Raw genomic sequence first — 23,613 nt, 5'->3', positions numbered from 1 at the left:
AGGCGTTCCCGCCCACCCAGATTGCCCCGACCGGATACATCTCTTACACCATCCACCCCGAAGACGTCGTCTCCCAAAGCGAGATCCTCGCCAACCCCTACTACGTCGAGAAAATCCACTCCGTCTATTGGACCCGTCCTTTCTATCAGACGGAGCGACAACGGCAAAGGGTAACCGATGAGTGCGTTTTCCAGGAGAGTCTCTGGCGAATCCTGGTGCGGAATGATCCCGTTTGGGCCTCCACCACGGACCCTGACCGGCGACGGCTGGAGGTGCTCAGAGTGGCGGCGATGAACCCCGCCCTGGCGGAAATGAAACGCTTCCCGACCAGGGACTTTGGCGGCAGATCGTGGTGGAGTGGCTGGAGAGGATTCAGGAGGACCACCCTCACGCCTTCCGATACTGGCTGGACAGGTGCTTGGAGGGAGCAAAGATGGATTCGAGCGTTGTGGGGACAGTTGTCCGCCTCCCCACCCCCGAACGGCCAACGCCAAGCGCGGAAGCGCCGGAACTTTCCGAGTGGGGATTGAAATGGGATGCTGGCCGCAAAGCCTATGTCACCCTGGACAACCGCTACGGCCTGCCCGCCGGAAGCGAGGCCGGGATTTATTTAGACCAAAAATATCTTAAAGACGGCCAGGAACAAAGAGGCTTAATCGGCCTTAAAGCCCCGATTATCCAAAAACTGGTGGAGCAGTCTTGGACTAAGGGAGAGCGCGTTTTGCCCCTGATGTTTGACCCCAGAGGAAAGGAATTTGAGATCTATAGTTTTTTTAAGAAAGATAGGGAAGAGCGAGGGTTCTTTACAGGCTTAAAAGTTCCAGGAGGAACGAGGCTTATTGCCCCCTTTACCCTTAAAGATTATTCGCGCGGCAATTTTGCACTGAAATCCTCAGGAGAACGAGGTTGGCTTGTTGATTTTAAGCTTTCAGGAATGACAGTGTACATTTTGTTTAAATCAGGAAGATTAATTGCCGATCGCTCGGAAAGTATTGCCCCGGGTACTGTTTTGGCAGAAGTAGACAGAGATTTATTCCAGACCTGGGATATTGTTGGCCCAGGGAATATTTGTCAGGATGAGTCCACTCCTAGCGGTGCATTATATCCTTTAGGCATTTTTGTGGTGAAGAGTAAACCAATTTTCCTTTCTCAGTGATCTTAGGCTATTGACAGACAATCCCCCATCATTTATCCTTATGTTAAGGTGATTTCTGCCCAATTTGGAAATAATACTCAAAAGATTCTTTTGGGATTTCTCATCCTCTTAATCGCTGTCCTGCTGGTCTTCAATTGGCTTCTTTCTCAAAAAGGTGTGTTTTGGAAAAAAGAAGAAACTCCTTTCAAGATTCCCTGCCCTGTTCCCAAAGAGTTTTGTCAGAAATGGAAAAAGGTGAACCTGGGTGAGAATTATGTTGGAGTTGGGGTTTTTCTCCCCGAAGGAACGCCATTTTATACTCCCTTTGGAGGACTGATAAGTTATGGAAGGACGAAGTTGGGGGAGCAATATGGCGGACACGAGTGTCGCAATATCGCGATTAAAACCAACGACGGATACGAAATAATCTACTACTTCTTGGGCGAGTCCAAGGTCATCGGTCAGTCCCTGGCGGCGCCCGGGCAGGAGTTGGGGACGGTGGATGGCGTATTACCGCCCTGGGGTGACATTTCCCTTTTAGTTTCCTTAAGCAAGGATGGAAAGGAGATAGAACTTTCAAATAAAAATTTTGAACTTTAGATTTATGAAAAGAAAGGTTCTTTTAATCAGTCTTGTTGCCTTTTTCTGCTTCTTAGCCTTTCCTGACCAGGTTTCTGCCGCTAATACTTGTACTGGCACTGTTTGTAATGCCAACCGTGATTGTAGTGACCCCTTGGGTTGCCGACCAACTTGCTGTACTGATCCTAAACCGGCAGCATTTTGTTGTGGCTCCTCAAATTGTGGGGCTGTTCCTGCCTGGAGTTATGCTTGGCCGATTTGTTGCCGAACCGGAATACCTCAAGCGTATAGTTGGATATGGGAGTGGGAGTATGCTTCGTGTAATACGGCTGACCGCTGTGATGAGTGTTATAGGCCAGGGGCATCCTGTGATTATGATGCGGATGGAGATATTGCCGCCGGGGTTTGTGATGTCAGCCTAGGGATTGAAAACTGCGGACGGGCGGGAGGACATTATAAGAAATGCTGTCGGGTGGCGGGAGCAGTCCAGTCGGGAGCGAGGCTGACTGGTTCTCCGTGTCTTTGTGCCTTGTTGACGGAATGTAGTATAATGGATTCACAATTGGATCTATACTGACCAAAGATGCTCAGTCCGCAAAAGGAGGACAAAGATGGGACCTTTCCAACCCCAGGTGCTCTCCCCTGAGGAGATCCGTGCTCTGCTCACGGAGATCTCCGACCAGGAGATTGAGCAGGCCCGAGCCCAGTCGCTCGTTCCCCTCAAGCGCGAGATCCTCTACGAGGGCGTTCCGGCCAGCGCCGTCGTGCGCGACACCTCGGGCAAGGAGTACATTGATTGCACCTCCCAGGCCTGGACCCTCAGTGTGGGCTACTGCCACCCAGACGTCCTGGCCGCCGTCGTGGAACAGATGCGCCACCTGACTCACGTCCGTTACGGCTACCCCACCATCCCGCGCATCAAACTCATCAACCGCCTGCCCCAACTCTTCCCCGGGGACCTGAAGAAGGTGGTGCTAAACAACCAAGGGGGCGGCACTTCCATTGAGGCAGCGATCAAACTGGCGTTGGTCAACCGACCTGGCGCGTCCACCTTCCTGGTGCCACACCGGGGCTATCATGGCTCCACGCTGGTTACTTTGGCGGCCAGCCATTATATGCCGGGCTTGGCCCGTTTTCCTGGCTGGGGCCTGGACCATTTCGTCAAATTCCCGTATCCCTACTGCTACCGCTGTCCCGTCCAGCGCGAACCCCGCACTTGTAGCCTGGCCTGTCTGGAATTGGTGGAGCAGGCCATTCGCTATGGGGCGAACACCCCCGTGGCCGGTCTCATCATCGAGCCGATGCAGGGGGCGGGAGGGCAGGTTCCCACTCCGCCCGGCTATCTGGCCGGACTCAAGCAGATCTGCCATCGCCACAACGTTCTCCTGATCTACGACGAGGCCCAGACCGCCTTCGGCCGCGTCGGGGCGATGAGCGCCTCTGAGTACTACGGTGTGGCCCCCGATATCCTGGTTCTGACCAAAGGTTTAGGTGGAGGCTTCCCCATCGGTGCGGTCCTGGCCCGCGAAGACTTGAAGGGCTTCACCCTGGTGGAGGAGCACAGCACCTTCGGGGCCAACCCCATCGCCTTCGCCGCCGCGTTAGCCAACATCGAGGTCATCCTCCGATTGGACCTGCCGGCGCGGGCGCGACGTTTAGGCGAGCGGGCTACCGCCCGCCTGCGGCAGATGCAGGAAGACATCCCCCTCATCGGCGACGTGCGTGGACCGGGGCTGTTCATCGGTGTGGAACTGGTGGAGGACCAGGAGACCAAAGTGCCGGCCACAGAGCGGGCTGCCGCGCTGGTGGAAATGGCGATGCAGCAAGGGGTCATCTTCGACTTGGACTTGCCCGATTTGGTGAACGGCCTTCCCACTCGCCGCAACGTGGTCAAAATCAAGCCGCCGTTGGTCATCACCGAGGAGCAACTGGATCGGGCATTGGACGTCCTCGAGGGGACGCTGAAGCAGGTGGCCCAGTTCCCACCCGAAATGCTGCAGATGATCCGCCAGCAGATGATCAGGGAAGCCATACCCAGTTAGGCGTAGTGCAAGCATCGCTTTTCACTGGTAGATATTCACGGGAGGTGAAAGATGCCCCAATATATCGTCGCCCATGACGTGGGCACGGGCGGCAACAAGGCGGTGCTGGTGAACACGGAGGGGAATGTCTGCGCGACGGCTTTCGCGCCATACTCCACCGCTTATCCCCGTCCCGACTGGGCGGAGCAGGAGCCGGAGGATTGGTGGCGCGCCGTCTGCTCCACCACCCGCCAGGTGATGGAAAAGAAAGGGCTCTCCCCGCGCGATATCCTGTGCATGGTGTACACCACACAGATGTTGGGCATTGTCCCTATGGGGCCCGACGGTCGGCCGCTGCGTCCGGGCATCATCTGGCTGGATGCCCGCGCACCAGAGCATGCCGAGCGCATCATGCGCAAATTCCTGGGCCGGAAGGTCTTCGCTGCCATCGCCGGCGCCGAGATATCCGGTAAGGATGGTTTGCCCAAGTTGCTCTGGCTCAAGGAGAACGAGCCCCAGGTTTACCAGAAGATGACCTGTTTCCTGGACGTGAACGGCTACCTCACCTACCGGGCCACCGGCAAGATGGTTTTTGAGTGGTCTTGCGCCTCTGCCTTCGGTCTGGACCTGAAGAAGAAGGACTGGCTGCGGGGGATTATCCGCTATGCAGGGCTGGACCTGGCGAAATTTCCACCCTTAGTGCGTTCCATTGACCAGGTGGGCGGACTGACAGCGGAGGCGGCGCGAGAATGCGGGCTGTTGGAAGGGACGCCCGTCTTCGGCGGCGGTGGCGACGCCCCAGGGGCATCGGTGGGCGCTGGGGCGGTGAGAGAGGGCGACGGGCACATCTACCTGGGGACCTCCGGCTGGGTGGGGGTCGTTACCCGCAAGACGCCCACCGGACGACACGGCGTCGCCTGTATCCAATCCGCCGACCCCAATAAGGCGCTGCTATTCGCAGAGATGGAGACGGCGGGGGCCTGCCTGAAGTGGGTCGCCGACGAGTTTTACCGCGCCGAGCAGGCCGACCCGAACATCCCCAATGTCTACGCCCTGATGGACGCGAAGGTGGAAGCCGTGCCGCCTGGCTCCGATTATTTGGTCTGCACGCCGTGGATGTACGGCGAGCGGGCTCCCATCGCCGATACCTGGGTGCGGGGCACGTTCTTCAACCTGAGCGCCGACCACACCCGCGAACACATGCTGCGGGCAGTTTACGAGGGCGTGGCGTACAACCTGCGCTGGATCATCGAGATCGTGGAGAAGACCTTCGGCTTCCCACTACCCGTGTTGCGGGTCATCGGTGGCGGGGCGCGAGGAGCGCCGTGGATGCAGATCATCGCCGACGTAACCGGGCGGCGCGTGGAGACCGTCGTCAACCCGCAGGAGGCGGGGGCGGTGGGCATGGCCCTCACCGCTGCCGTCGGCATGGGCCTGTACTCCGACTTCGAAGTGCTCAGGGACATCGTGCGGGTGGAGCGCGAGTTCGAGCCCCAGGCTGGCAATGCGGAGGTTTACGACCACCTCTACCGAGCCTACCAGCGCATTTACAGTTGCCTGCGGGACCTATATCGTGAGGTGAACGAGGTGCGATTCAAGAAGTAGGACAAATTGGCAATTTGTCCTACTGCACATGGGAGGGCAATTGGGCAAACTGGAATACCAACTGTTCTACCGACGGCATCTACCGCACATCCAGCAGCCTGGTGCCACCTTGTTCGTCACTTTTCGCCTGGCCGATTCTATCCCTGCTCAGGTATGGCAGCAACTGCTCGAAGAAGCCCGGCAGAGTGATGCAATCCTCAATCGCATTACCGACCCCCAAGAACGAAGGCGAAGGGCCTACCTAGCCCAGCGTCGTCTTTTCGGCAAATGGGACAAAGCGTTGGATAGGGCCCAAAATGGTCCTTTCTGGCTACGAGACCATCGCATCGCCGCTCTAATATCGGAAAGTTTGCACTACCGTGATGGTAGAGTGTATGATTTAGACGCTTTCTGTGTGATGCCGAATCATGTCCATTTCGTCTGCACACCGCTGCAGAAAGAAGATGGCACCTATCACGCCATGCCTGCTATTATGCATTCCCTTAAACGCTACACTGCACGTCAAGCCAACCAATTCTTAGGATGCGAGGGACCCTTTTGGCAGCACGAAAACTACGACCATATTGTGCGTGACGACGCAGAATGGCGTCGCATCATCGCCTATGTGCTGAACAACCCGGTGAACGCGGGGCTGGTCCAGCGTGCAGAGGAATGGGAATGGAGCTACTGTAAATACTTACTGTAGGACAAATTGTCAATTTGTCCTACCACAGGAGGTGAAGTTATGCTAGACATCGAATCCCTGCCCATCGCCTTGCCCGATGGGGTGGACTATGAGGAATATGTGATCGGCACCTACTTGGTCTCTTTCCCCAAGGCTATCCCGGTGCCTCAACTTGCGCCGGCACTGGCCATCGAGCAATCCACCGGCACCTGGGTGCCCGTGCCGGGGGAGACGTCCGAGGTCCGACGCAAGCATGTAGCCAAAGTCATCGGCGTCTACGAGGTGCCGGACTACGAGTGGATGGTCCCACCTGAGGTGGGCGAGCGACGCTACATCATCCAGGTCGCCTTCCCGGAGATTAACTTCGGTGAACAAATCCCGATGCTCTTAACCACCGTGGTCGGCAACATCTCGATGGCGGGGAAACTCAAGGTGTTGGACATCCGCTTCCCGAAAAAGTACGTGGCGGGTTTCCAGGGGCCCAAGTTCGGCATCCCGGGGATACGAAAACTCCTTGGGGTGCAAGGCCGGCCACTGCTCAACAACATGATCAAGCCCTGCACCGGCTATCCGCCTGAAGTGGGGGTGGAACTCTTCCGCGCCGCCGCCCTGGGCGGGTGTGACATCATCAAGGACGACGAACTGCTGGCCAACGCCTCCTTCTGCCAGATCGAGGCGCGGGTGAAACTCTATATGGAGGCGGAGCGGCAGGTGTACGAGGAGACCGGCGAGCATACCCTTTACACAGTCAACGTAACCGACGAGGTGCCGAAGGTGTTCGAGAACGCTCGTCGGGCGGTGGAACTGGGCTGCAACGCCATCATGGTGAACTATCTGGTAACCGGCTTCCCGGTGTTGCGGGCACTGGCGGAGGACCCTGACATCAACGTGCCCATCCTGGCGCATATGGACCTGGCGGGGGCGCTCTACGCTGCGGAATGGCACGGTATCAGTTCGCACCTGGTGCTGGGCAAACTGCCACGCCTGGCTGGCGCTGACATCGTGGTTTTCCCAGCGCCCTATGGCAAAGCGCCGGTCCTGCCGGAGAAATTCCAGCGGGTAGCCCAGAACCTCACTTTCCCCCTGTACCAACTCAAGCCGACGTTCCCGATGCCCTCTGGTGGCATCACTCCCAAGATGGTGCCCCAGGTGATGCGCGACCTCGGGCCCGACATCGTCATCGGCTCTGGTGGCGGCATTCATGCTCACCCGCAAGGACCAGTGGCCGGGGCGAAGGCATTCCGGCAGGCCATCCAGGCCACGATGGAGGGCCGCTCCCTGGAGGATGCGGCGAAGGAGTATTCCGAACTGAGGGTGGCCCTGGAGACCTGGGTGGATCCCTTCGGCAAAGGGCTCGGGATGTAAGTGGCCACGAGGGCACAAGGTGCGTCCTGTCCTTCGTGTCTTTGTGCCTTCGTGGTGAAGTGAGGAGTGTGGATCTATTCGTAGTATTTTGATGTTCCCCCGCAGTTGCACTGCGGGATGCCTTGGACGCGGCAGTGCAACTGCCGCTGAACAGCGCGGCAGTACAACTGCCGCTGAACTGCGCGGCAGTGCAACTGCCGCTGACAATGCGTAGCGGGAAGGATACCGAGGCGCCGAGGGGCGAGGTAAGAGATATTTTATGAGCCATAGGCTGCATCTGGAAGAAGGCTGGTCGTCGTTCGCCATCCTTGTGTTGATGTTATTGACGGTGGCTTGGTCTGTGCAGGCGGCGGGCTGGACCGAGGGCTTGCACATCTTGAGTCTCATCGTGATCCCCGCCTGCGTCGTCGGGCTGCTCATGGCGAAGGCTCGTTTTCTGCCCCGTCTGGTCGCCCACGGGCTGGGGCATCTGGTTGGCGCAGGCTGGGTGATTGTGATGTTGAGCACGCAATTGCCCTCTGGCCTCACCTGGCTGGAGAAGGTACTGCACCTCTACGAACGGCTGGACTATTGGGCAAACATTGTTCGGGCCGGCGGGAGCAGCACCGATGCGTTCATCTTCGTCATCTTGGTGGCGGGGCTGGCCTGGGTGCTCGCCTATTGGGCAGCGTGGTTCCTCTTCCGCAGCCACTGGGTGTGGGGTGCTATCCTGCCTGCTGGGCTGGCTCTATTGCTCAACATCTATTATGCCCCGCCCCGGCTGATGGCCTTCTTTCTTCTCTACTGCCTGTGTGCGCTCTTGCTTGTCGTGCGCGCCAATGTGTACCAACGCCAGCGCGAATGGCATCGAAAAGGCGTCAAATACAGTTCCGATCTGGACCTCATCTTTCTGCGCGACGGGGCGATCATCTCCATCGTGGCCATACTCTTGGCCTGGACGTTGCCGGTGGCCGCGGCCAGCCCCGGGTCTTGGGACCCGTTCGCCCGTTTCCAAGAGCCTTGGGAGACGGTCAGGACGCAGTGGAGCCGGCTCTTCGCCGCGCTGCGCTATCAGGGAGAAACCACCACTATCTCCTTCGGCCGCACGATGACCTTGGGCGGAGGGGCGAACCTCAGTTCCACGCCCATCATGAGTGTGCAGTCGCCCTACCCCCGCTACTGGCGCGCTACCACCTACGATCGCTACACTTCCACTGGCTGGGAGAACACGGATGCCGGTGCTGTGGAAGTGGTTGCCGACGAGCCCTTGCCAGTGTCGCTGCCCTACGAGATGACGTTTCCCATGACCCAGACGGTGAAAGTCCTCGTGCCAGGCCAATCGGTCGTTTTCGCAGCAGCGACGCCCATCCGCGTGAGCCTGCCTGTCCGCGCCATCATGAACACGCCACCCATCCGAGTAGAGTTCTCAGCGGCACCTATCGCGACGAGATTCCCGATCACGTTTTCCGCAGAAGAGCAGGCGATGGATGCTTCGCTTCTCTACGCTCGCCGGGTGATTCGCCCGGGCGATACCTACACCGTCGTCTCCATGGTCTCCGCCGCGACCGAGTCGCAACTCCGTGCCGCGGGGACAGATTACCCTCAATGGGTGCGGGAGCGCTATCTGGACCTCCCACCAAGGCTGCCCGCACGAGTGCGTGCCCTGGCCCTCGAGATCGCTGCTGGCTACGAGACGCCCTACGACCAGGCACGGGCCATCGAAGCCTATCTGCGGAAGATCAAGTACAGTAGATCCATCCCTCCGCCCCCGGCTGGCCGTGACGCCGTGGACTGGTTCCTCTTCGACGCCAAGCAAGGCTATTGTGATTATTATGCCTCGGCAATGGTGGTTTTGTGCCGGGCAGCGGGCATTCCGGCCCGTCTGGCGCAGGGTTATGCCACGGGCGATTACCGCGGCGAGATGAGGGCTTTCCTCGTGGTGGAGGAGGATTCCCACTCCTGGCCAGAGGTGTATTTCCCGGGCTATGGCTGGATCGAGTTTGAGCCCACTTCGGCGCAACCGCTCCTCCTGCGCCCCACCGAGAGCGAGGCAGAGGTCGTCGTTCGTCCGGTGCCGGTGCCTGGTTCGCGCACCGAGGCGGAGGAGAAGTACGGGGATGTGGACGTCCCTTCGGACGTGGAAGATGTAGAAGTGTCGGCAGTGAAATCGGCTCTGCCCAGGTGGGTCTGGCCGGTGGCGACATTGGGCACGGGGATGTTCGTGGCTTTGATGGGATTGTGGCTGTATTGGAATTGGTCACTGCGGGAACTGCGGCCCGTCGAGCGGGTTTACGAGGAGATGAGCCGATTGGCCACGCTGATGGGCATCGGTCCGGCCGCATATCAGACGCCCTACGAGTACGGTGCAGCGCTGGCTAGCACACTCGATGTTCACCGCAGCGATGTGGAACGCATCGTAGAACTATACGTGCGCCATCGCTTCAGTCCCCAGGGCCTGGGCGAGGGCGAGGAAGACGAAGCGCGCCTCTGCTGGAGTCGGCTACGGCCCGCTCTCTTGCGTCAGATTGCCCGGCGAGTACGGCTCCTACGACGGCAGCGCCACACATGGTGGGGCGAGACGCCGCGACAAACGACGGGTGTGTTGGGGTAAGGGCGGGTTTCACACCTGTCCTCAGGCAGGCGGTTAAAACCGCGCCTGGTGGGCCGATGGCCAGACGTCCCCCTGCGGGGACGCGTAATGCGCCGGTGAATGGTAGGGGCGGGTTTCATACCCCTTTAGACAGGCGGTAGGAAACAACCTCCATCCGCTCCATAAATCCCTTGACAGCGCTCACTCAAACGCGCCCAACTGGCAGCGGCTGATGCGTATCCCGAGCGCTTCTGCCCCGCGACTCACCTCTAGCCGCTTGCAATGCAGGGTGCTGGCGATTTGCCAGGCCGCCTTGCAGGGCAGTTTCCCGCCCTCCAGGGCCGCCTGTATCTCCTGCTCCATCTCCGGCGGGACGCTTTCGAGTGGCGTCACGATGCGGTGTTTACCCTCGGCTTTGGGGCCGTAGCCGAAAAGCCCCAGTTGGCAGCGCGAGAGCGACACGCCGATCTGGTCGCAGGTCTGGCCGATGACCAATGGGTCCACTCCGAGTTGGCGCGCCAGGCGAAAGGCAGTGGTGCAGGGCAATTGCCCCTCGATCAGCGACGACCGAATGGCTGCGGCAACTTTGACGCTTATTTCGCCCATTTCATTCTCCTCTCTTCAGCGGCCGCTCTTTTCACCCGGTTACCCCTCCCTCTGGGGTCTCGCTCGGGAGAGGTGCCTCGCTGGGCGGCGGAGTGAAAGTCTCCGTTGGCGCCGGGGTATCGGTGATGGTTGGCGGAGGGGTGTCGGTCGGCACCCAGGTGTGAGTGGGCGTAGGCATAGGGGTATCGGTTGGCACCAGGGTGTGGGTGGCTGTCGGCGAGGCGGGAGCCGTGGGTGTGGCCGAGGGGGTGGCTGTTGGAGTCCTGGTGGGCGTGGCCGTCTCGCTTGGCATAGGCGAGATGGTAGGGGTATAGGTAACCAGAGCGAGTGTGGCGCGCAGAGTCGGTGTTCGCGAAGGTCCCGGCGTGGGCGAAATCGTGGGAAACGGAGTGAGAGTGGGAGGCTGGGTCTCCGTGGGCGTGAAAAGGGGCACCAGGGTAGGGGAGACCAAGATGCGCACCGTCGCCGTGGGAGTGATGGTGGGGGAGGAGATGGGGCGGATGATAGTGCGCTGCAGGAAGAGTGCCGTCCCAGCCAACACGTACAGACAGGAAGCAACCACCAGGGCTACGGCCAATAAGAAATAAAGGATCTGTTGTCGCGGCGGCAGTTTTTCATAGCGGGCCAGCCAGTTTCCCACGGTGTGCAGGGCTCCTCTCGCTCTGTTTGCCATCCCAAAGCGGCTGTCGAAATGGAAGTGGGGCTATCTTATCATCAAATGATGTCTCTGTCAAACCAAGTCCATGGAAAGCCGCCCCTACAGTTTGCCCTTGGCAGGGCAGGTTTTCATATCTGCGCTGTGGCATTTGGCGAAACGAGCGGGGTGGATCAAGATAGCGGTGAATTCTTTCCTCTTTTCAGCACCTTTCCAGGCAAGAATGGGTGCCTCATATCCCCTCTTTTTCAATACCCTCACACGTGCGGTGTCCAACACACTATACAGTTTTTGAAGATGGGTACACTCCGGGAACAGAGATTTGACAAAATTCGCCATCTGTAGTATATAGTATACGTGAATTATTTTGTTTTTTAAGGAAATCAATGTTGCACATAGGTGTTAGCCGACACCCACCAGCCGACAAGTCGCCAAGGCCATAGGGAGGACCTCCGTGAAACTAACCGGGCGTCAGAAAGTCTTCCTTGAGCAATTTCTGGATATCTATCGCGAGAGCCCGCAGCCCTTGCACTATAGCGTGGTGGCTGAGCGCCTTGGGGTGAGCAGCATCACCGCCTACGATATGCTGCGCTTGCTGGAAGAAAGGGGGCTGGTGATCTCGGAGTATATAGTCCCTGGTAGGGGGGCTGGTCCGGGTCGCTCCACTATTGTCTTCTATCCTACGGAGAGGGCAGTGTCTATGCTGGCCGAATTGGCCGGAGAAGACTGGGACCGGGAAGAGTGGGAGCTCGTCAAGCAGCGTATCCTAGAGGCTATGCGCAAGGGAAGAGGTAGCAACTATGAAGAGCTCTTGAACGAATTGCTTAACAGAATCCCCGAACGCAAGTCGCCCTTGATCTTCTGTGCTGAGATGATCACGGCTGTGATCCTGAACTTACATCTGGTAAAGGCAGATCTAACACAGAGCGGGTCTTTGGATGGGCTGGCGGCGCTGGGGCTGCCTGGAGACCTGGGATTGAGCGCCCTGGCAGGTCTGACATTTGGGCTGTCCCTGGTGGAACGCGCCAACCGCCGGTTTGTGAGCGTGCTGCTTTCGCATACAAGTCGGTACCAGGATACTCTCAGCAGATTGAGCGCATCGAAGAAGAGGCTCCTCGTTGACTTTGTGCAGGACGTAGTGAAGGCAATTGGCGCATAAGTCGTTTTTAATCCCCAATTCTTTTGTTTTATTGGTGCAATTTGTTTTGTAAGGGACAATCAGCATGACTAAAGTGGCGGTCGTTACAGACAGTACTGCTTGTTTGCCGTCAGAGACGGCAGACAAATACGGTGTGCACGTCATTCCTACCAAGGTGAACTTTGGAAAGCGGACGTTTTACGATGGCGTGGATTTGACAACAGAAAACTTTTACCAGATGTTGGAGGAGTCAGATAGGCTGCCTACTACCTCACAGCCGTCGGCGGGCGAGTTTCTGAATTTCTACCGCAGTCTGAGCGAGCAGGCATTTGATGGCATTCTCTCCATTCACGTCTCCGCTGCTCTGAGCGGCACTCTCAACTCGGCTCATGACGCAAGAGCGATGCTCTCGACTATTCCTGTTCACATCGTTGACTCACGTTCAGTATCCATGGGGCTTGGGCTCATGGCATTGGCCGCGGCGCGGGCTGCGGCATCGGGAAACGACCTGGATGAACTGGCCAAACTGGTGGAAGCACTGGTCCCCAAAATGAAGGTGATCTTTGTGGTCGAGACCTTGGAGTATCTGCACAAGGGTGGCCGGGTTGGGGGCTGGCAGCGCTATTGGGCCTCGCACTCAGGATCAGCCCGATCCTGCATCTCAGGGACGGGCGCGTTGAATTGCTGGAAAAGGTACGTACAAAGGCCAAAGCGAAGAGGCGGATGCTCGAGATAGTCAGGGAGACGGCGGAGCACGCGTCTGCAATTCATGCCGCGGTGGCTCATGCTGCAGCGCCTGACGAGGCCATGGAACTGGCGACTGAACTCGATACACGTCTTAACTGCGTTGAACTGCACATCGCACCAATCAGCCCTGTTGTGGGGGTACACACTGGCCCTGGGACTGTAAGCGTTGCGTTCTATTGTGAAGACTAATGGATAACTCAGAAGTTCTCGTAACTGGGCTCACTGCCTTGCTATAAGAAGGGAGGGAGAGAATGCTAGAGGGAGTGGATCTGCGATCCGGGCTGATGATGGTTCTGGCGGTGACCTCGGCTGCAGGGCTCGGTTGGCTCATAGGTCTAGTTATGGGCGCCGGGGCAATTCTGCTGCTGGCTCCTACATCGGGACGCGAGGTTCAAGCAACGCTGCAGAGGCTGTTCAAACAGCAAGAGGAGAAGCAGTAGCGTAGAGACCGCAGTAACACCTGTGCTCGCTGGTGGTACCAGGAGTTTGGTCTAGACTGGACGACGAGTGACGCTGTATTGGGCAGGATTGAGGCTCAGTGTACATATTGGAACTTGAGCCAAAGTTCTGGACAAGGTAACAAAGAAGGGAAAGGAGGTGTATCAAAAATGCAGAGTCCGATCGAAAAGGGGTTTGTGATCAGCTTGGGCCTCTTCGCGTGGGGCAGGGACAAGGTCCGCTCTATGGTGGAGAAATTGCCAAAGCGCGACGAGTTAGTAAAGCGCGGCGAGCAGGAGCGTTCCGAGTTGAAAGAGAAAATCACGACCAAGATGGGCGAAGTGCTCTCGGAGATGGGATTCGCCACCCGTGCGGACGTTGAAGACCTGACTCGCAAGATAGGCGGCTTGGCCCCGAAAGCAAAAAGCGGTTAGGAGTCTGTCCGAGCAATCAGCAGAGGCGGCTCCCACGCCACCAGGCACTTACACTGGGCTGCGCTCCGGCGCAACTGCAGGTCTGGCCGGGCGTGGGAGCCCAGCCCGCTATCCTCACGGTGACGCTTCCCCACTGGGTTGATGCTGATTGCAGATGAAGGATGGCAAAAGTGGCCCCACAGCCCGCCATTCTCCTAACCAACGACTCTGGAGAATAGGTGATGAGCATCAAGTGCAGATTTCTTGAGATCACACAGTACGGCCCCGCTTGTAGCATAGGCGTGAACTTTTATGTATTGGGAGAGGATTGTGCAATGTGCCGGAACTGCCCGGTGCCAGCATTGGATGACACTACTCACTGCAAGTATCTGGAATTCTATACTGTTCTGGGCAAGGCAGGAGATGATCGAACGGTGAGGGCGAAACTGGGTTGCGCATTGAGTAAGTCTGGACTCGGCGACCTGCTTGAGTGCCAGAATTGCTCCGCCTTTGAACCCACCTTGCCTGGGCGCAGAGAAACCATCGAAAGGCGCGGTGTATCTCCTCCTTCCGTTGGCCATCCATAGAGCGGGCAACCGGGCGGAGTGAGGGATGCCTCGCCTGCAATGGCTTGCCATCTCCGTTTCCAGGTAGAGCATCAACCTGTGGAGACGCTCGTCGCACATAGTTGGCATTTTTCAAACAAGGAGGCTAAGATGGACATAGTGGAGATTGGGAGCAAATTGTTGGCCAGCCGGGCCAGTAATCCGCTTTTCGCAGTTGGGGAGCGATTGCTTTACAACGATGCTGTGCGCGAGCCGGTGGTACGATTCATAGACCAGCGGCTACGGGCCAACGTAGATAGAAACGAGCATCTTCCTGTTGGCCAACGCGAGATCGCACGACAGCGTAAGCTGATGGGCCTGGCACTCTTCCATGCAGTGGCAAAAGCGCTGAGACAAAGTACCATTTCCCCCCAAGTAGCCCATGGGCTCTTGAATGTGTTCCTGCGAACGCTGATGCTCGGATCGGGAAAGCAACCTGCCTACGAGCGTTTCAAGGATAAGTTCGGTTGCAATCCCCCTTGGTTCGTGACGGTGAGCCCGGGCAAGGCGTGCAATCTGAACTGCGTGGGCTGTTATGCCAATTCCGGCCCCAGCCCAGCCAAATTGCCCTGGCCTATCTTTGACCGCATCATAGAGGAGGCCAAGGAACTGTGGGGTTGTCGCTTCATCGTCATCTCTGGGGGTGAGCCTCTGGCCTACCGGTCCGACGGCAAGGGAGTCTTGGACGCGGTGGAGAAACATTCCGATTGCATGTTCCTGATGTACACCAACGGCACGCTGATTGACAAAGAGATGGCAGCGCGAATGGCGCGGGCGGGCACCCTCACCCCAGCCATCTCTGTGGAGGGTCTCCGGGAGCGCACCGACGAGCGCCGTGGAGCAGGGGTCTTCGACCGCATCCTGGAGGCCATGGCCAACTTGCGCGAGGCTGGGGTGCCCTTCGGCATCTCCATCACTGCCACCCGCTTCAACTGCGAGGAAATCCTCTCCGATGAGTTCTTAGATTTCTTTTTCGGGGAACAAGGGGCGCTCTACGCCTTCATTTTCCACTATATGCCCATTGGTCGCCGTTACACCTTGGACCTCATGCCCACCCCTGGGCAGCGGATCGAATTGTGGCGGCGCACCTGGGAGGTCATTGAGAAGCGGCAGATCGTCCTGATTGATTTTTGGAATGAGGGTCCGCTGGTCCAAGGCTGCATCTCCGCCGGCAGAGAAGGGGGCTACATCTACATTGACTGGAACGGCAAAGTCATGCCTTGTGTGTTCGCACCCTATTCTGTGGCCAACATCCACGATGTGTACGCCAATGGAGGCACGTTGAACGATCTGTGGGAAGCCCCCTTCTTCCAGGCCATCCGCCAATGGCAATACGACTACGGCTACGGTCGAGAGGAGCCGCTGAGGGAGGGGAACTGGCTTCGCACCTGCCCTATTCGCGATCACTACCGGATGTATCGGGAACTCATTGAGCGCTATGGCCCCGAGCCGGAGGACGAGGCGGCGCAAGAGGCTCTGGAGGATGAGGAGTATTATAAGGGGTTAGTCGCCTACGGGGTAGATTTCGGCGAGTTCAGTCAGGAGATCTGGGAAAAGGAGTATCTTGGGCAAGGGTAGCCTCGATCAATGCGATCAATCGGTCGCTGGGCGCAGCGTCTCAGATGGCATACCTCACCATGTCGCGATCATTATGGATGGCAACGGACGCTGGGCTCAGCAACGTGGTCTGCCGCGCGTCGCCGGTCACCAGGCTGGAGTCGAGACTGTGCGACGGGTAGTGCGCGCTTGTGCGGAAATTGGAATCCGTGTGCTTACGCTCTACACCTTTTCTACCGAGAACTGGCGCCGCCCAGAAGCGGAGGTAGCCTTTCTGATGGGGTTATGCGAGCGGTATGCCCAACGTGAAGTGGCTGAATTGCGCCGCAATGGGGTGCGGCTGAACGTGATCGGCAGACGCACGGGCTTGCCCCCTTCGGTGCTCGCTGCGCTGGATCAGGCAATGGAGGAGACTCGTGATGGTGACAGGTTGCTCCTCAACCTGGCCCTCAACTATGGCGGTCGGGCCGAAATTGTGGACGCCACCCGAGCCGTGATGGTGGCCTGTCAGCGCGGCGAACTCGATCCAGACGCTCTGAATGAGGTCTCTTTCCACCGCTATCTGTACACTGCTGGCCTACCGGATCCCGACCTGGTCATTCGCACGGCCGGAGAGATGCGTCTGAGCAATTTTCTAATCTGGCAGGTGGTTGGCGCAGTCTTTTGGACTACCCCTATATTTTGGCCGGATTTTGATAAGGAACACTTGTTGCAAGCAATCAGGGATTATCAAGAGATAAGGCGGGAAACGCTGTGAGTCCATGGTTTCATCCACCCAAAGTGGGGGTAGCACTTAGCGGTGGCGGGTCTCGTGGCCTTGCCCATATAGGCGTTTTGAAAGTGCTCGAGCGAGAGGACATCCCCATACATTACCTGGCCGGTACCAGCATGGGAGGTGTAATCGCCGCCGGTTACGCTGCAGGACTGGGGGCGGCCTACTTGGAGGAAGAGGCTCTGCGCATGGGCGGATTGGGGAACCTGGTTAAACTTATTGACCGCTCCCGTTCCAGTCAGGGCCTGATAGAGGGTCAGCGCATTTGGGAGTATTTCGCTCGTCAGTTGGGTGAAATCACTTTTGCGGAACTGCGCATTCCTTTGGCTCTGGTTGCCGTTGACATCATCAGCGAAGAAGAAGTTGTCTTGAAGGACGGCCCCGTTGCAGATGCAGTGCGAGCGACCATCTCCCTGCCCGGGGTATTTGTACCCTTCCGCATGAACGAGCGCCTTCTGATTGATGGCGGTGTGCTCAACAATCTACCAGCGGATGTCGTACGTCGCATGGGCGCCGATGTAGTAATCGCCGTAGATGTCTCAGCAAGACCGCAGGACTGGTCGCAATTAGCGAGGACAGAGAAACGACGGCTGTTCCCCATACAGGCTCCGCTGATCGTGGAAACTCCCCTGCACACCGTGGGCATAATGCAACAGCGGATTACGAGTCAGAAATTGATGGAAGCACGGCCCGAGGTGTTACTCAAGCCAATGCTGGACAACGATGTCAACCTGATATCCGGTTTTACCAAAGTGGCGGAGTGTATCGCTGCCGGAGAGGGCGCTACTATCTCCGCTCTTCCTGCAATCCGGCGGGCGTTACGCACACGCTTGGGCGTTCCTCGCCTTCGGGCGACACGGCGAAGGGCTTAGCCATGCTCTGTTCCGTGGCCAGAGAGTTGATGTCATTGGACCTGGATGGTGAACTGCCGCCCGCGCAAGTGGCTGATCTGAGAATACACATGCAGGGGTGTTTGGCCTGCCAGCAGTACAGGGACGCCATGGAACGCGTTGCGATGCTTCTCGCCGAGCCCGCTGGGGCTGTTCCGCCAGCAGGCTTTGTGGGCAGAGTCATGGGGCGCATCCAGGACAAAAGTGGTATCACCGAAGGGCAGCCATGCGAGGGATAGGACAGACACGAAGGCATCTGCGCCGGTACCGCGAGATTGTGGCCATTCTGGCCAAACATAGTTTGGGTGCTCTGGTAGATGAGTTGGGCCTGGCACCTTATCTAAAGCTACCAAAGCGGGCAGGAGCGGTGGAACAAGATAAGCGTTCTATCCCCCAGCGGCTGCGGATGGCTGTAGAGGAATTAGGACCGACGTTCATCAAATTTGCACAGATCTTAAGTACACGCCCGGATCTGATCCCGCCTCCCTATCTGGCGGAGTTGATCCGTCTGCAAGACACAGTACCGCCTGCACCATGGGAGATGGTCAAAGCGGAAATCGAGGAAGAACTTGGTGCTTTGGATCGCATTTTTGCTTCCTTCGAAAGCCAGCCTGTGGCTGCTGCCTCGTTAGGGCAGGTGCACTGTGCAACTTTGCAGAGTGGTGAGGAGGTAGTGGTCAAGGCCCGACGGCCCGCGATTGAGGAGATCGTTAATGTGGACCTGGAAATCCTGCGCGATCTAGCACAACGGGCCCAAAAGTACACTCCTCTAAGCGAGTTCTACGAATTGCCAGAGATCGTGGAAGATTTCGTGAACACCCTACGCAATGAGATGAACTACCTGTCAGAGGGCCGGAATGCTGACCGCTTCCGTCAGAACTTTGCCGACGAAGCGGCTCTTTACATACCAAGGGTTTACTGGGACCATACGACAGAAAAAGTTCTGACTCTGGAGCGCATCAGGGGTATCAAGATCAATGACATTGGGGCACTTGACGCAGCCGGGCTTGATCGCCACCAGGTCGCTTTGAATAGTGCCCGTATCATCATCAAAGAGGTGTTAGAAGACGGATTTTTTCACGCTGACCCCCATCCCGGCAACTTTTTCGTTATGGATGGCGGGGTGATCGGGGCCATGGATTTCGGTATGGTAGGCTACCTGACTCCACGGGATAGGGAGCAGCTGGTTCGCCTCTACACTGCGGCTGTGCAACTGAATGTGGGGGAGATTGTTGGCGAACTAGTACATGTGGGGGCAGCACCGCCTCATATAGATCGTATGACCCTGGAACGCGACATACAGAGGCTATTGACGAAGTATTATGGACTCCCGTTGAAAGAGATCCGGGCGCGCCAGGTTATGGATGAGGTGACTCCTATTGCCTTCCGACACCATCTGCGCCTCCCTACTCAATGGTGGCTTCTGGGCAAGACCCTGGCTATGATGGAAGGGCTGGGGTTGCAATTGGATCCGGATTTCGACATCTTTGAGGTTAGCCGGCCTTACGTGGACCGGCTGATCAGACAAATGTTCCTCCCACGTGACTGGGGGAAAAAGCTAGCCCAAAGTGTACTGGATTGGAGTGAATTGTGGACCGAGTTGCCGCAGCGAGGCCCTCGCCTCCTTGACCAGATGGAAAGAGGGGAGTTTCAGCTCACATTGAATCTCAAGGGGCAAGAGAAGGCGCTTAGCCGCCTGGACCGACTGGCCAATCGCCTGGCAGTCAGTGTACTGGTCGCCTCGTTCATCGTCAGCTTGGCTCTGCTCATACCGGCCTACGCTCCTGGTGAGGTCTGGGGTTTCCGGTTAAGTGTCGTTGGATTCGCGGTAGCAGCTGCCCTCGGCCTGTGGTTGCTTCTATCCATCATGCGTTCCGATTGGCGATGACCGGTCACACACCCGGTGGGCAAGGGGATAGCCAGTCTTACCGAACAGAATGCACCTCTTGGGCTGTCAAATGAGCGAGGCAAGTATCGCGCTTGTAGCCATTGTCATTGCTGCTTTTATTTACATCTTTTGTCGGATTGCAGCCGATTGGCTGGACGAGAGGCTTGCCAGCCTACCGCCAGAGTCAAAGGCCGTCATGGCAGGTGTTTTGTCGTTTCTGCTCTGGTATGGAGTGTACTGTATCCGGAACTCGTTCGGCACACTGCGAAGTTATGGCAGAACAATGTGGCTGGTTCCGCTATTTCTATTGCTGTTCGCGCTGTTTCTCTGGCAGGCGACAAGAGGCTGAAGGTCATACCGCTGGAGTTTCATACTGAAAAGGACTACGAGTTCGGGAGGGGGTTGTGTAATGAAGTATGCACGCATCACGGGTTGGGGGAAGTACGTTCCAGAGAGAACCTTATCCAATCAAGAACTGGAAAAAATTGTGGAAACCAGCGATGAATGGATCTACTCCCGCACAGGCATTCGAGAGCGACGGATTGCAGCCTCCGATGAAACGGTGACAACGATGTCCGTCGCCGCCAGCAAAGCGGCCCTGGCAGTCGCGGGCCTAGATCCCGCTGAACTTGACCTGATTATTGTCGGCACTTCCTCCCCAGATTATCTCCTTCCTGCTGCGGCAAGTATGATCCAACATCACCTGGGAGCGAAGCACGCTGCAGCCTTCGACCTGCGAGTCGGCTGTTCGGGCTTTGTCTATGCTCTGGCTGTCGGTACACAATTCATAGCCACCGGCATGTATCGACATGTGTTAGTCATCGGTGCTGAGATCATCTCCAAGTTCATTGATTGGCAGGATCGTGACACGTGTGTCCTCTTCGGCGACGGAGCCGGGGCAGTGGTTCTGCAAGCCAGTGAAGAATCCACTGGCCTGCTCGCCTGCTACCTGGGGTCAGACGGGGCTGACTACGATGCGCTATTCGTGCCGGGCGGGGGCAGCAAATATCCCTTCTGTCAGGAAGTCCTGGATAGAGGATGGCACCACATAAAAATGGATGGAAAGCGAGTCTTCAGGTTCGCCATTAGCAAGCCAGCTCAGGCCGCAATCGAGGCTCTCACTCTAGCTGGCCTCTCATCCGCCGACATCGCGTTGTTGATACCCCATCAAGCGAATATGCGCATCGTGCAGTCCATTTGCCAGCGACTCGGATTGCCGGAGGAGAAAGTTTTCGTCAATATCCACAAGTATGGCAACACTTCCGCTGCCTCCATTCCTATTGCTCTCTGCGAAGCAGTGGAAGAAGGGCGTTTGCATCCAGGTGACCACGTTCTTCTCCTCGGCTTTGGTGCTGGCCTGACCTGGGCTGCAGCTGTCCTGAGATGGGGCGTGCCCGAATTATCTCTCTCCTGGTTGTTCTCCTGGGATTTTATTCGTGAGCGCGTCCGTGTTGCTGGTGTTATGACGACAGCGCGTATGGCAGGTGCTGTGTTGCTCGCTACTATCGGCGCGCTGTTCACAACGAGCTGCAACAGGCCAACGGATCGCAGGCATCCTCTGGACCCGAGGCGCCCAGGTCAGCGCTGATCCAGCCCAAGGACAGAGGTGAGAAGGAAGCGATCGCTCATCCACGTAGAAGAAAACCCCACCTTAGAAGCATCAGCCTCCAAAATGACGCTCGCTACTCCAGTAACGATCTGTTGGCGCAAGTCAGACTTGGTAAGATAGACGGCGTGCGTATAATATGTATGTGGAGACGAAGTCAAGGAGGTGAGATGAGCGAATTGCGTATTTGCCAAGTCCAGAACAAAAAAGACCTTCACGAGATGGCCACTTTCCCCTGGGTAGTGTACCGTGGGGATAAGAACTGGGTGCCGCCCATCCTCAAGGAGCGGGAAGCGCAACTGGATCCGGACCAGAACCGTTTCTTCCAGATCGCCGACGTGGCCCGATACATCGCCCGCCGCGATGACCGCACGGTGGGCACGATCGCCGCTTTTATTGACCATCGTTTCAACGAGTACTTCCAGCAGCGGGTTGGTTTCTTCGGCTTTTTCGAGGTCCTGAACGATTACGAGGCCGCCGAGGCACTTCTCTCCACCGCCCGGGATTGGGTGCGAGCACGGGGCATGACCGAACTGCGCGGGCCGATCAACTTTCACCGCGATCGCGAGCGCGGCATCCTGGTGTCCGGAGCCGATTGCCCGCCGCCTATGCTATGCGCTCATAGCCCATCCTACTATCGGGAGTTTGTGGAACGTTTCGGCATGGTCAAACACGACGATTCGCTGGCGCGGCGCCTGTTTGCCTCCGATTTCCTGGATAAAGACGGGAACATCCCCCTACGTCTCCGTCGCCTTGCTGAGGCCGCGGAGCGAAGGACGCGCTTCTCTATCCGCCAGGCGAATCTGGCCAATTGGGAGCACGAAGTAGCACTAGTGGGCCAGTTGTACGACGCCACCATAGGCCTGATGCCCGATCACATCCCTTGGGAGCAGGAGGAACTGAAAGAGTTCGCGGAGGAGTTGCGCCCCATCATAGACCCCGCCTTCGCCCTCTTCGGCGAAGTGGATGGCCGGACGGTGGGAATGGCCATCGCTTTCCCGGACTTCAACCAGGTTCTGATTCATCTCAACGGGCGACTGGATGGCCTGAACAAACTGAAGGCCTGGTGGTACTTGCGTCGGGTCAAGGTGCTCAGTTTCAAGATCGCCGGGGTGCTGGAGGAGTACCAAGGCCGCGGTCTGGAGGCACTTCTGCTCCTGAGAATCGCCGAGCGAGCCGTCAGGCGGGGTTACGAGTGGGTGGATCTATCGCTCAACGCAGAGGAGAACGACAGGGTGGCAACCCTGGCCGCTCACTTTGGGGCTGAGGAGTACAAGCGCTACCGCGTTTACAAGATGCCATTGTAGAGGCACTCAGTGGAACTAGCCTGCCGAAGGGAGGCGCTGTCGGCATGAGCGATGAATTGGCGATCGACGCCGTCGAAGTGGCCGAGACTATCGAAGCCTTCATCCGCCAGAGCGTGGATGCTCTCGACCGCGAGGGGGCCATCGTGGGCTTGAGCGGAGGGATTGATTCGGCGGTGGTGACAGCACTGGCTACTCGCGCCCTGGGGGCTCAACGGGTAATGGCCTTATTGATGCCCGACCGTGACAGCGACCCCGTCCACGAACGCCACGCCCGCCAATTCGCCACCCAACTCGGCGTCCGCTGCCAGAAGGTGGGGTTGACCGGGCTATTGGCTCGCATCGGCATCTACCGGCAGGTCCCCCTGTGGGTGGTGCCGTGGCGGCGGTGGCGGGAGAGGGTGGTGCAGCATTACTATGCTGCTCTGAATGAGCAATTAGGCCCTGGGCAGACGCCTTTTTCCGCCATTATGGTGGGCACCCGTGGCCTGCAGGGCCCCTGGTTGAACCAAGCAGTGGCCTATCACCGGGTGAAGGTGCGGCTGAGGATGGTCTTGCTCTACTACTATGCGGAACTGCATAACCTACTGGTGCTGGGCACGGTCAATAAGACGGAGCGGTCGGTGGGCATCTTCGTCAAACACGGGGACTCTGCGGCGGACATCGCGCCCATCGCTGGCTTGTATAAGACCCAGGTCAGGCAACTGGCTGCTTTCTTGGATCTCCCACACCAGATCATCGAGAAGCCCCCCTCTCCAGACCTCATCCCTGGGCTGACCGATGAGGGCGCGGTAGGAGTACCGTACGAATTATTGGACCGCATACTGTGGCGGTTAGAGGCAGGAAAAGAGCCTGCTGAGATAGCAGAGGCTCTTGGTGTGGAAGTGGGGGTTGTGGAATACGTGGAAGGGCTGACTAAGCGCTCCGAGCACATGCGCCAGGGCACTCTTAGCCCTTCGATGCGTTAAGAACCAGTTCTGGCGCAGATGGGGCCGGTGTTGCGTGGCAGTCATACACTGGGTTCAGCGGCAGTTGCATTGCCGCGCGGCTGCAGAC

Annotated in this window: 24 protein-coding genes; 22 read left to right on the top strand and 2 right to left on the bottom strand. The window is 57.8% G+C overall.

Features of this window, described 5'->3' with window-relative positions; genetic code table 11:
- The 8 genes from H5T64_07330 to H5T64_07295 all read left to right on the top strand — a co-directional run.
- On the top strand, positions 1–530 hold a 530-nt coding region (locus H5T64_07330; GenBank protein MBC7264159.1), incomplete at its 5' end, for a hypothetical protein.
- Complete coding sequence (locus H5T64_07325) at positions 434–1,156, top strand: hypothetical protein (protein MBC7264158.1); 723 nt, start codon at positions 434–436, stop codon at positions 1,154–1,156. The genes H5T64_07330 and H5T64_07325, both read left to right, overlap by 97 nt.
- 90 nt (positions 1,157–1,246) lie before the next feature.
- Positions 1,247–1,735: a hypothetical protein gene (locus H5T64_07320; protein ID MBC7264157.1), complete on the top strand. Its 489-nt coding sequence runs from the start codon at positions 1,247–1,249 to the stop codon at positions 1,733–1,735.
- 590 nt (positions 1,736–2,325) lie between these two features.
- Positions 2,326–3,756: an aspartate aminotransferase family protein gene (locus tag H5T64_07315; protein MBC7264156.1), complete on the top strand. Its 1,431-nt coding sequence runs from the start codon at positions 2,326–2,328 to the stop codon at positions 3,754–3,756.
- Positions 3,757–3,807: 51 nt separating this feature from the next.
- Positions 3,808–5,340 (top strand): hypothetical protein, encoded by a 1,533-nt coding sequence (locus H5T64_07310; GenBank protein MBC7264155.1) that lies wholly within the window; start codon positions 3,808–3,810, stop codon positions 5,338–5,340.
- 40 nt (positions 5,341–5,380) lie between these two features.
- On the top strand, positions 5,381–6,025 hold the full coding sequence (locus H5T64_07305; GenBank protein MBC7264154.1) for a transposase: 645 nt from the start codon (positions 5,381–5,383) through the stop codon (positions 6,023–6,025).
- A 39-nt stretch (positions 6,026–6,064) separates the two neighbouring features.
- On the top strand, positions 6,065–7,369 hold the full coding sequence (locus H5T64_07300) for a ribulose 1,5-bisphosphate carboxylase (protein MBC7264153.1): 1,305 nt from the start codon (positions 6,065–6,067) through the stop codon (positions 7,367–7,369).
- A gap of 259 nt (positions 7,370–7,628) precedes the next feature.
- Entirely contained in the window at positions 7,629–9,959 is a 2,331-nt protein-coding gene (locus H5T64_07295; GenBank protein MBC7264152.1) for a transglutaminase domain-containing protein, read from the top strand.
- 180 nt (positions 9,960–10,139) lie between these two features.
- Here H5T64_07295 and H5T64_07290 read toward each other — a convergent pair whose 3' ends face one another.
- Positions 10,140–10,544 carry a hypothetical protein gene (locus H5T64_07290; protein MBC7264151.1) on the bottom strand — a complete coding sequence of 135 codons (405 nt, stop codon included), beginning with the start codon at positions 10,542–10,544 and terminating at the stop codon, positions 10,140–10,142.
- Between the two features lie 31 nt (positions 10,545–10,575).
- Entirely contained in the window at positions 10,576–11,184 is a 609-nt protein-coding gene (locus H5T64_07285; GenBank protein ID MBC7264150.1) for a hypothetical protein, read from the bottom strand.
- 469 nt (positions 11,185–11,653) lie between these two features.
- Here H5T64_07285 and H5T64_07280 point away from each other — a divergent pair, with 469 nt between their 5' ends.
- From H5T64_07280 to nadE, 14 genes are all read left to right on the top strand, one after another.
- Positions 11,654–12,358: a hypothetical protein gene (locus H5T64_07280; GenBank protein ID MBC7264149.1), complete on the top strand. Its 705-nt coding sequence runs from the start codon at positions 11,654–11,656 to the stop codon at positions 12,356–12,358.
- Positions 12,359–12,422: 64 nt separating this feature from the next.
- The gene (locus H5T64_07275) at positions 12,423–13,073 is read left to right on the top strand and encodes a DegV family protein (GenBank protein ID MBC7264148.1); all 651 of its coding nucleotides are present in this window, start codon (positions 12,423–12,425) and stop codon (positions 13,071–13,073) included.
- A complete protein-coding gene (locus H5T64_07270; GenBank protein MBC7264147.1) occupies positions 13,019–13,273 on the top strand; it encodes a DegV family protein in 255 nt (84 codons plus the stop codon). The genes H5T64_07275 and H5T64_07270 overlap by 55 nt, the downstream gene beginning before the upstream one ends.
- 62 nt (positions 13,274–13,335) lie before the next feature.
- A complete protein-coding gene (locus H5T64_07265; protein MBC7264146.1) occupies positions 13,336–13,524 on the top strand; it encodes a YtxH domain-containing protein in 189 nt (62 codons plus the stop codon).
- Between the two features lie 168 nt (positions 13,525–13,692).
- Positions 13,693–13,956, top strand: a complete 264-nt coding sequence (locus H5T64_07260) for a hypothetical protein (protein MBC7264145.1) — start codon at positions 13,693–13,695, stop codon at positions 13,954–13,956.
- A gap of 695 nt (positions 13,957–14,651) precedes the next feature.
- The gene (locus H5T64_07255; GenBank protein MBC7264144.1) at positions 14,652–16,118 is read left to right on the top strand and encodes a radical SAM protein; all 1,467 of its coding nucleotides are present in this window, start codon (positions 14,652–14,654) and stop codon (positions 16,116–16,118) included.
- Positions 16,105–16,854, top strand: a complete 750-nt coding sequence (locus H5T64_07250) for an isoprenyl transferase (GenBank protein MBC7264143.1) — start codon at positions 16,105–16,107, stop codon at positions 16,852–16,854. Before H5T64_07255 ends, H5T64_07250 begins: the two co-directional genes overlap by 14 nt.
- Positions 16,851–17,741 (top strand): patatin-like phospholipase family protein, encoded by an 891-nt coding sequence (locus H5T64_07245; protein ID MBC7264142.1) that lies wholly within the window; start codon positions 16,851–16,853, stop codon positions 17,739–17,741. The genes H5T64_07250 and H5T64_07245 overlap by 4 nt, the downstream gene beginning before the upstream one ends.
- Before the next feature lie 29 nt (positions 17,742–17,770).
- A complete protein-coding gene (locus tag H5T64_07240) occupies positions 17,771–17,998 on the top strand; it encodes a zf-HC2 domain-containing protein (GenBank protein MBC7264141.1) in 228 nt (75 codons plus the stop codon).
- Positions 17,986–19,647: an AarF/ABC1/UbiB kinase family protein gene (locus H5T64_07235; GenBank protein MBC7264140.1), complete on the top strand. Its 1,662-nt coding sequence runs from the start codon at positions 17,986–17,988 to the stop codon at positions 19,645–19,647. The genes H5T64_07240 and H5T64_07235 overlap by 13 nt, the downstream gene beginning before the upstream one ends.
- A gap of 70 nt (positions 19,648–19,717) precedes the next feature.
- Positions 19,718–19,996 (top strand): hypothetical protein, encoded by a 279-nt coding sequence (locus H5T64_07230; protein MBC7264139.1) that lies wholly within the window; start codon positions 19,718–19,720, stop codon positions 19,994–19,996.
- 60 nt (positions 19,997–20,056) lie between these two features.
- The gene (locus tag H5T64_07225; GenBank protein ID MBC7264138.1) at positions 20,057–21,235 is read left to right on the top strand and encodes a ketoacyl-ACP synthase III; all 1,179 of its coding nucleotides are present in this window, start codon (positions 20,057–20,059) and stop codon (positions 21,233–21,235) included.
- 188 nt (positions 21,236–21,423) lie between these two features.
- Positions 21,424–22,560 (top strand): GNAT family N-acetyltransferase, encoded by a 1,137-nt coding sequence (locus tag H5T64_07220; GenBank protein MBC7264137.1) that lies wholly within the window; start codon positions 21,424–21,426, stop codon positions 22,558–22,560.
- 44 nt (positions 22,561–22,604) lie between these two features.
- A complete protein-coding gene (gene nadE / locus H5T64_07215) occupies positions 22,605–23,525 on the top strand; it encodes an NAD(+) synthase (protein MBC7264136.1) in 921 nt (306 codons plus the stop codon).
- The last annotated feature ends 88 nt before the right edge of the window (positions 23,526–23,613 follow it).

It is taken from the genome of Chloroflexota bacterium, from assembly GCA_014360825.1.
GTDB lineage: Bacteria > Chloroflexota > Anaerolineae > UBA2200 > JACIWT01 > JACIWT01.
The sequence above is the reverse complement of the archived record's forward strand: the minus strand, read 5'-3'. Positions and strand labels throughout refer to the sequence as shown.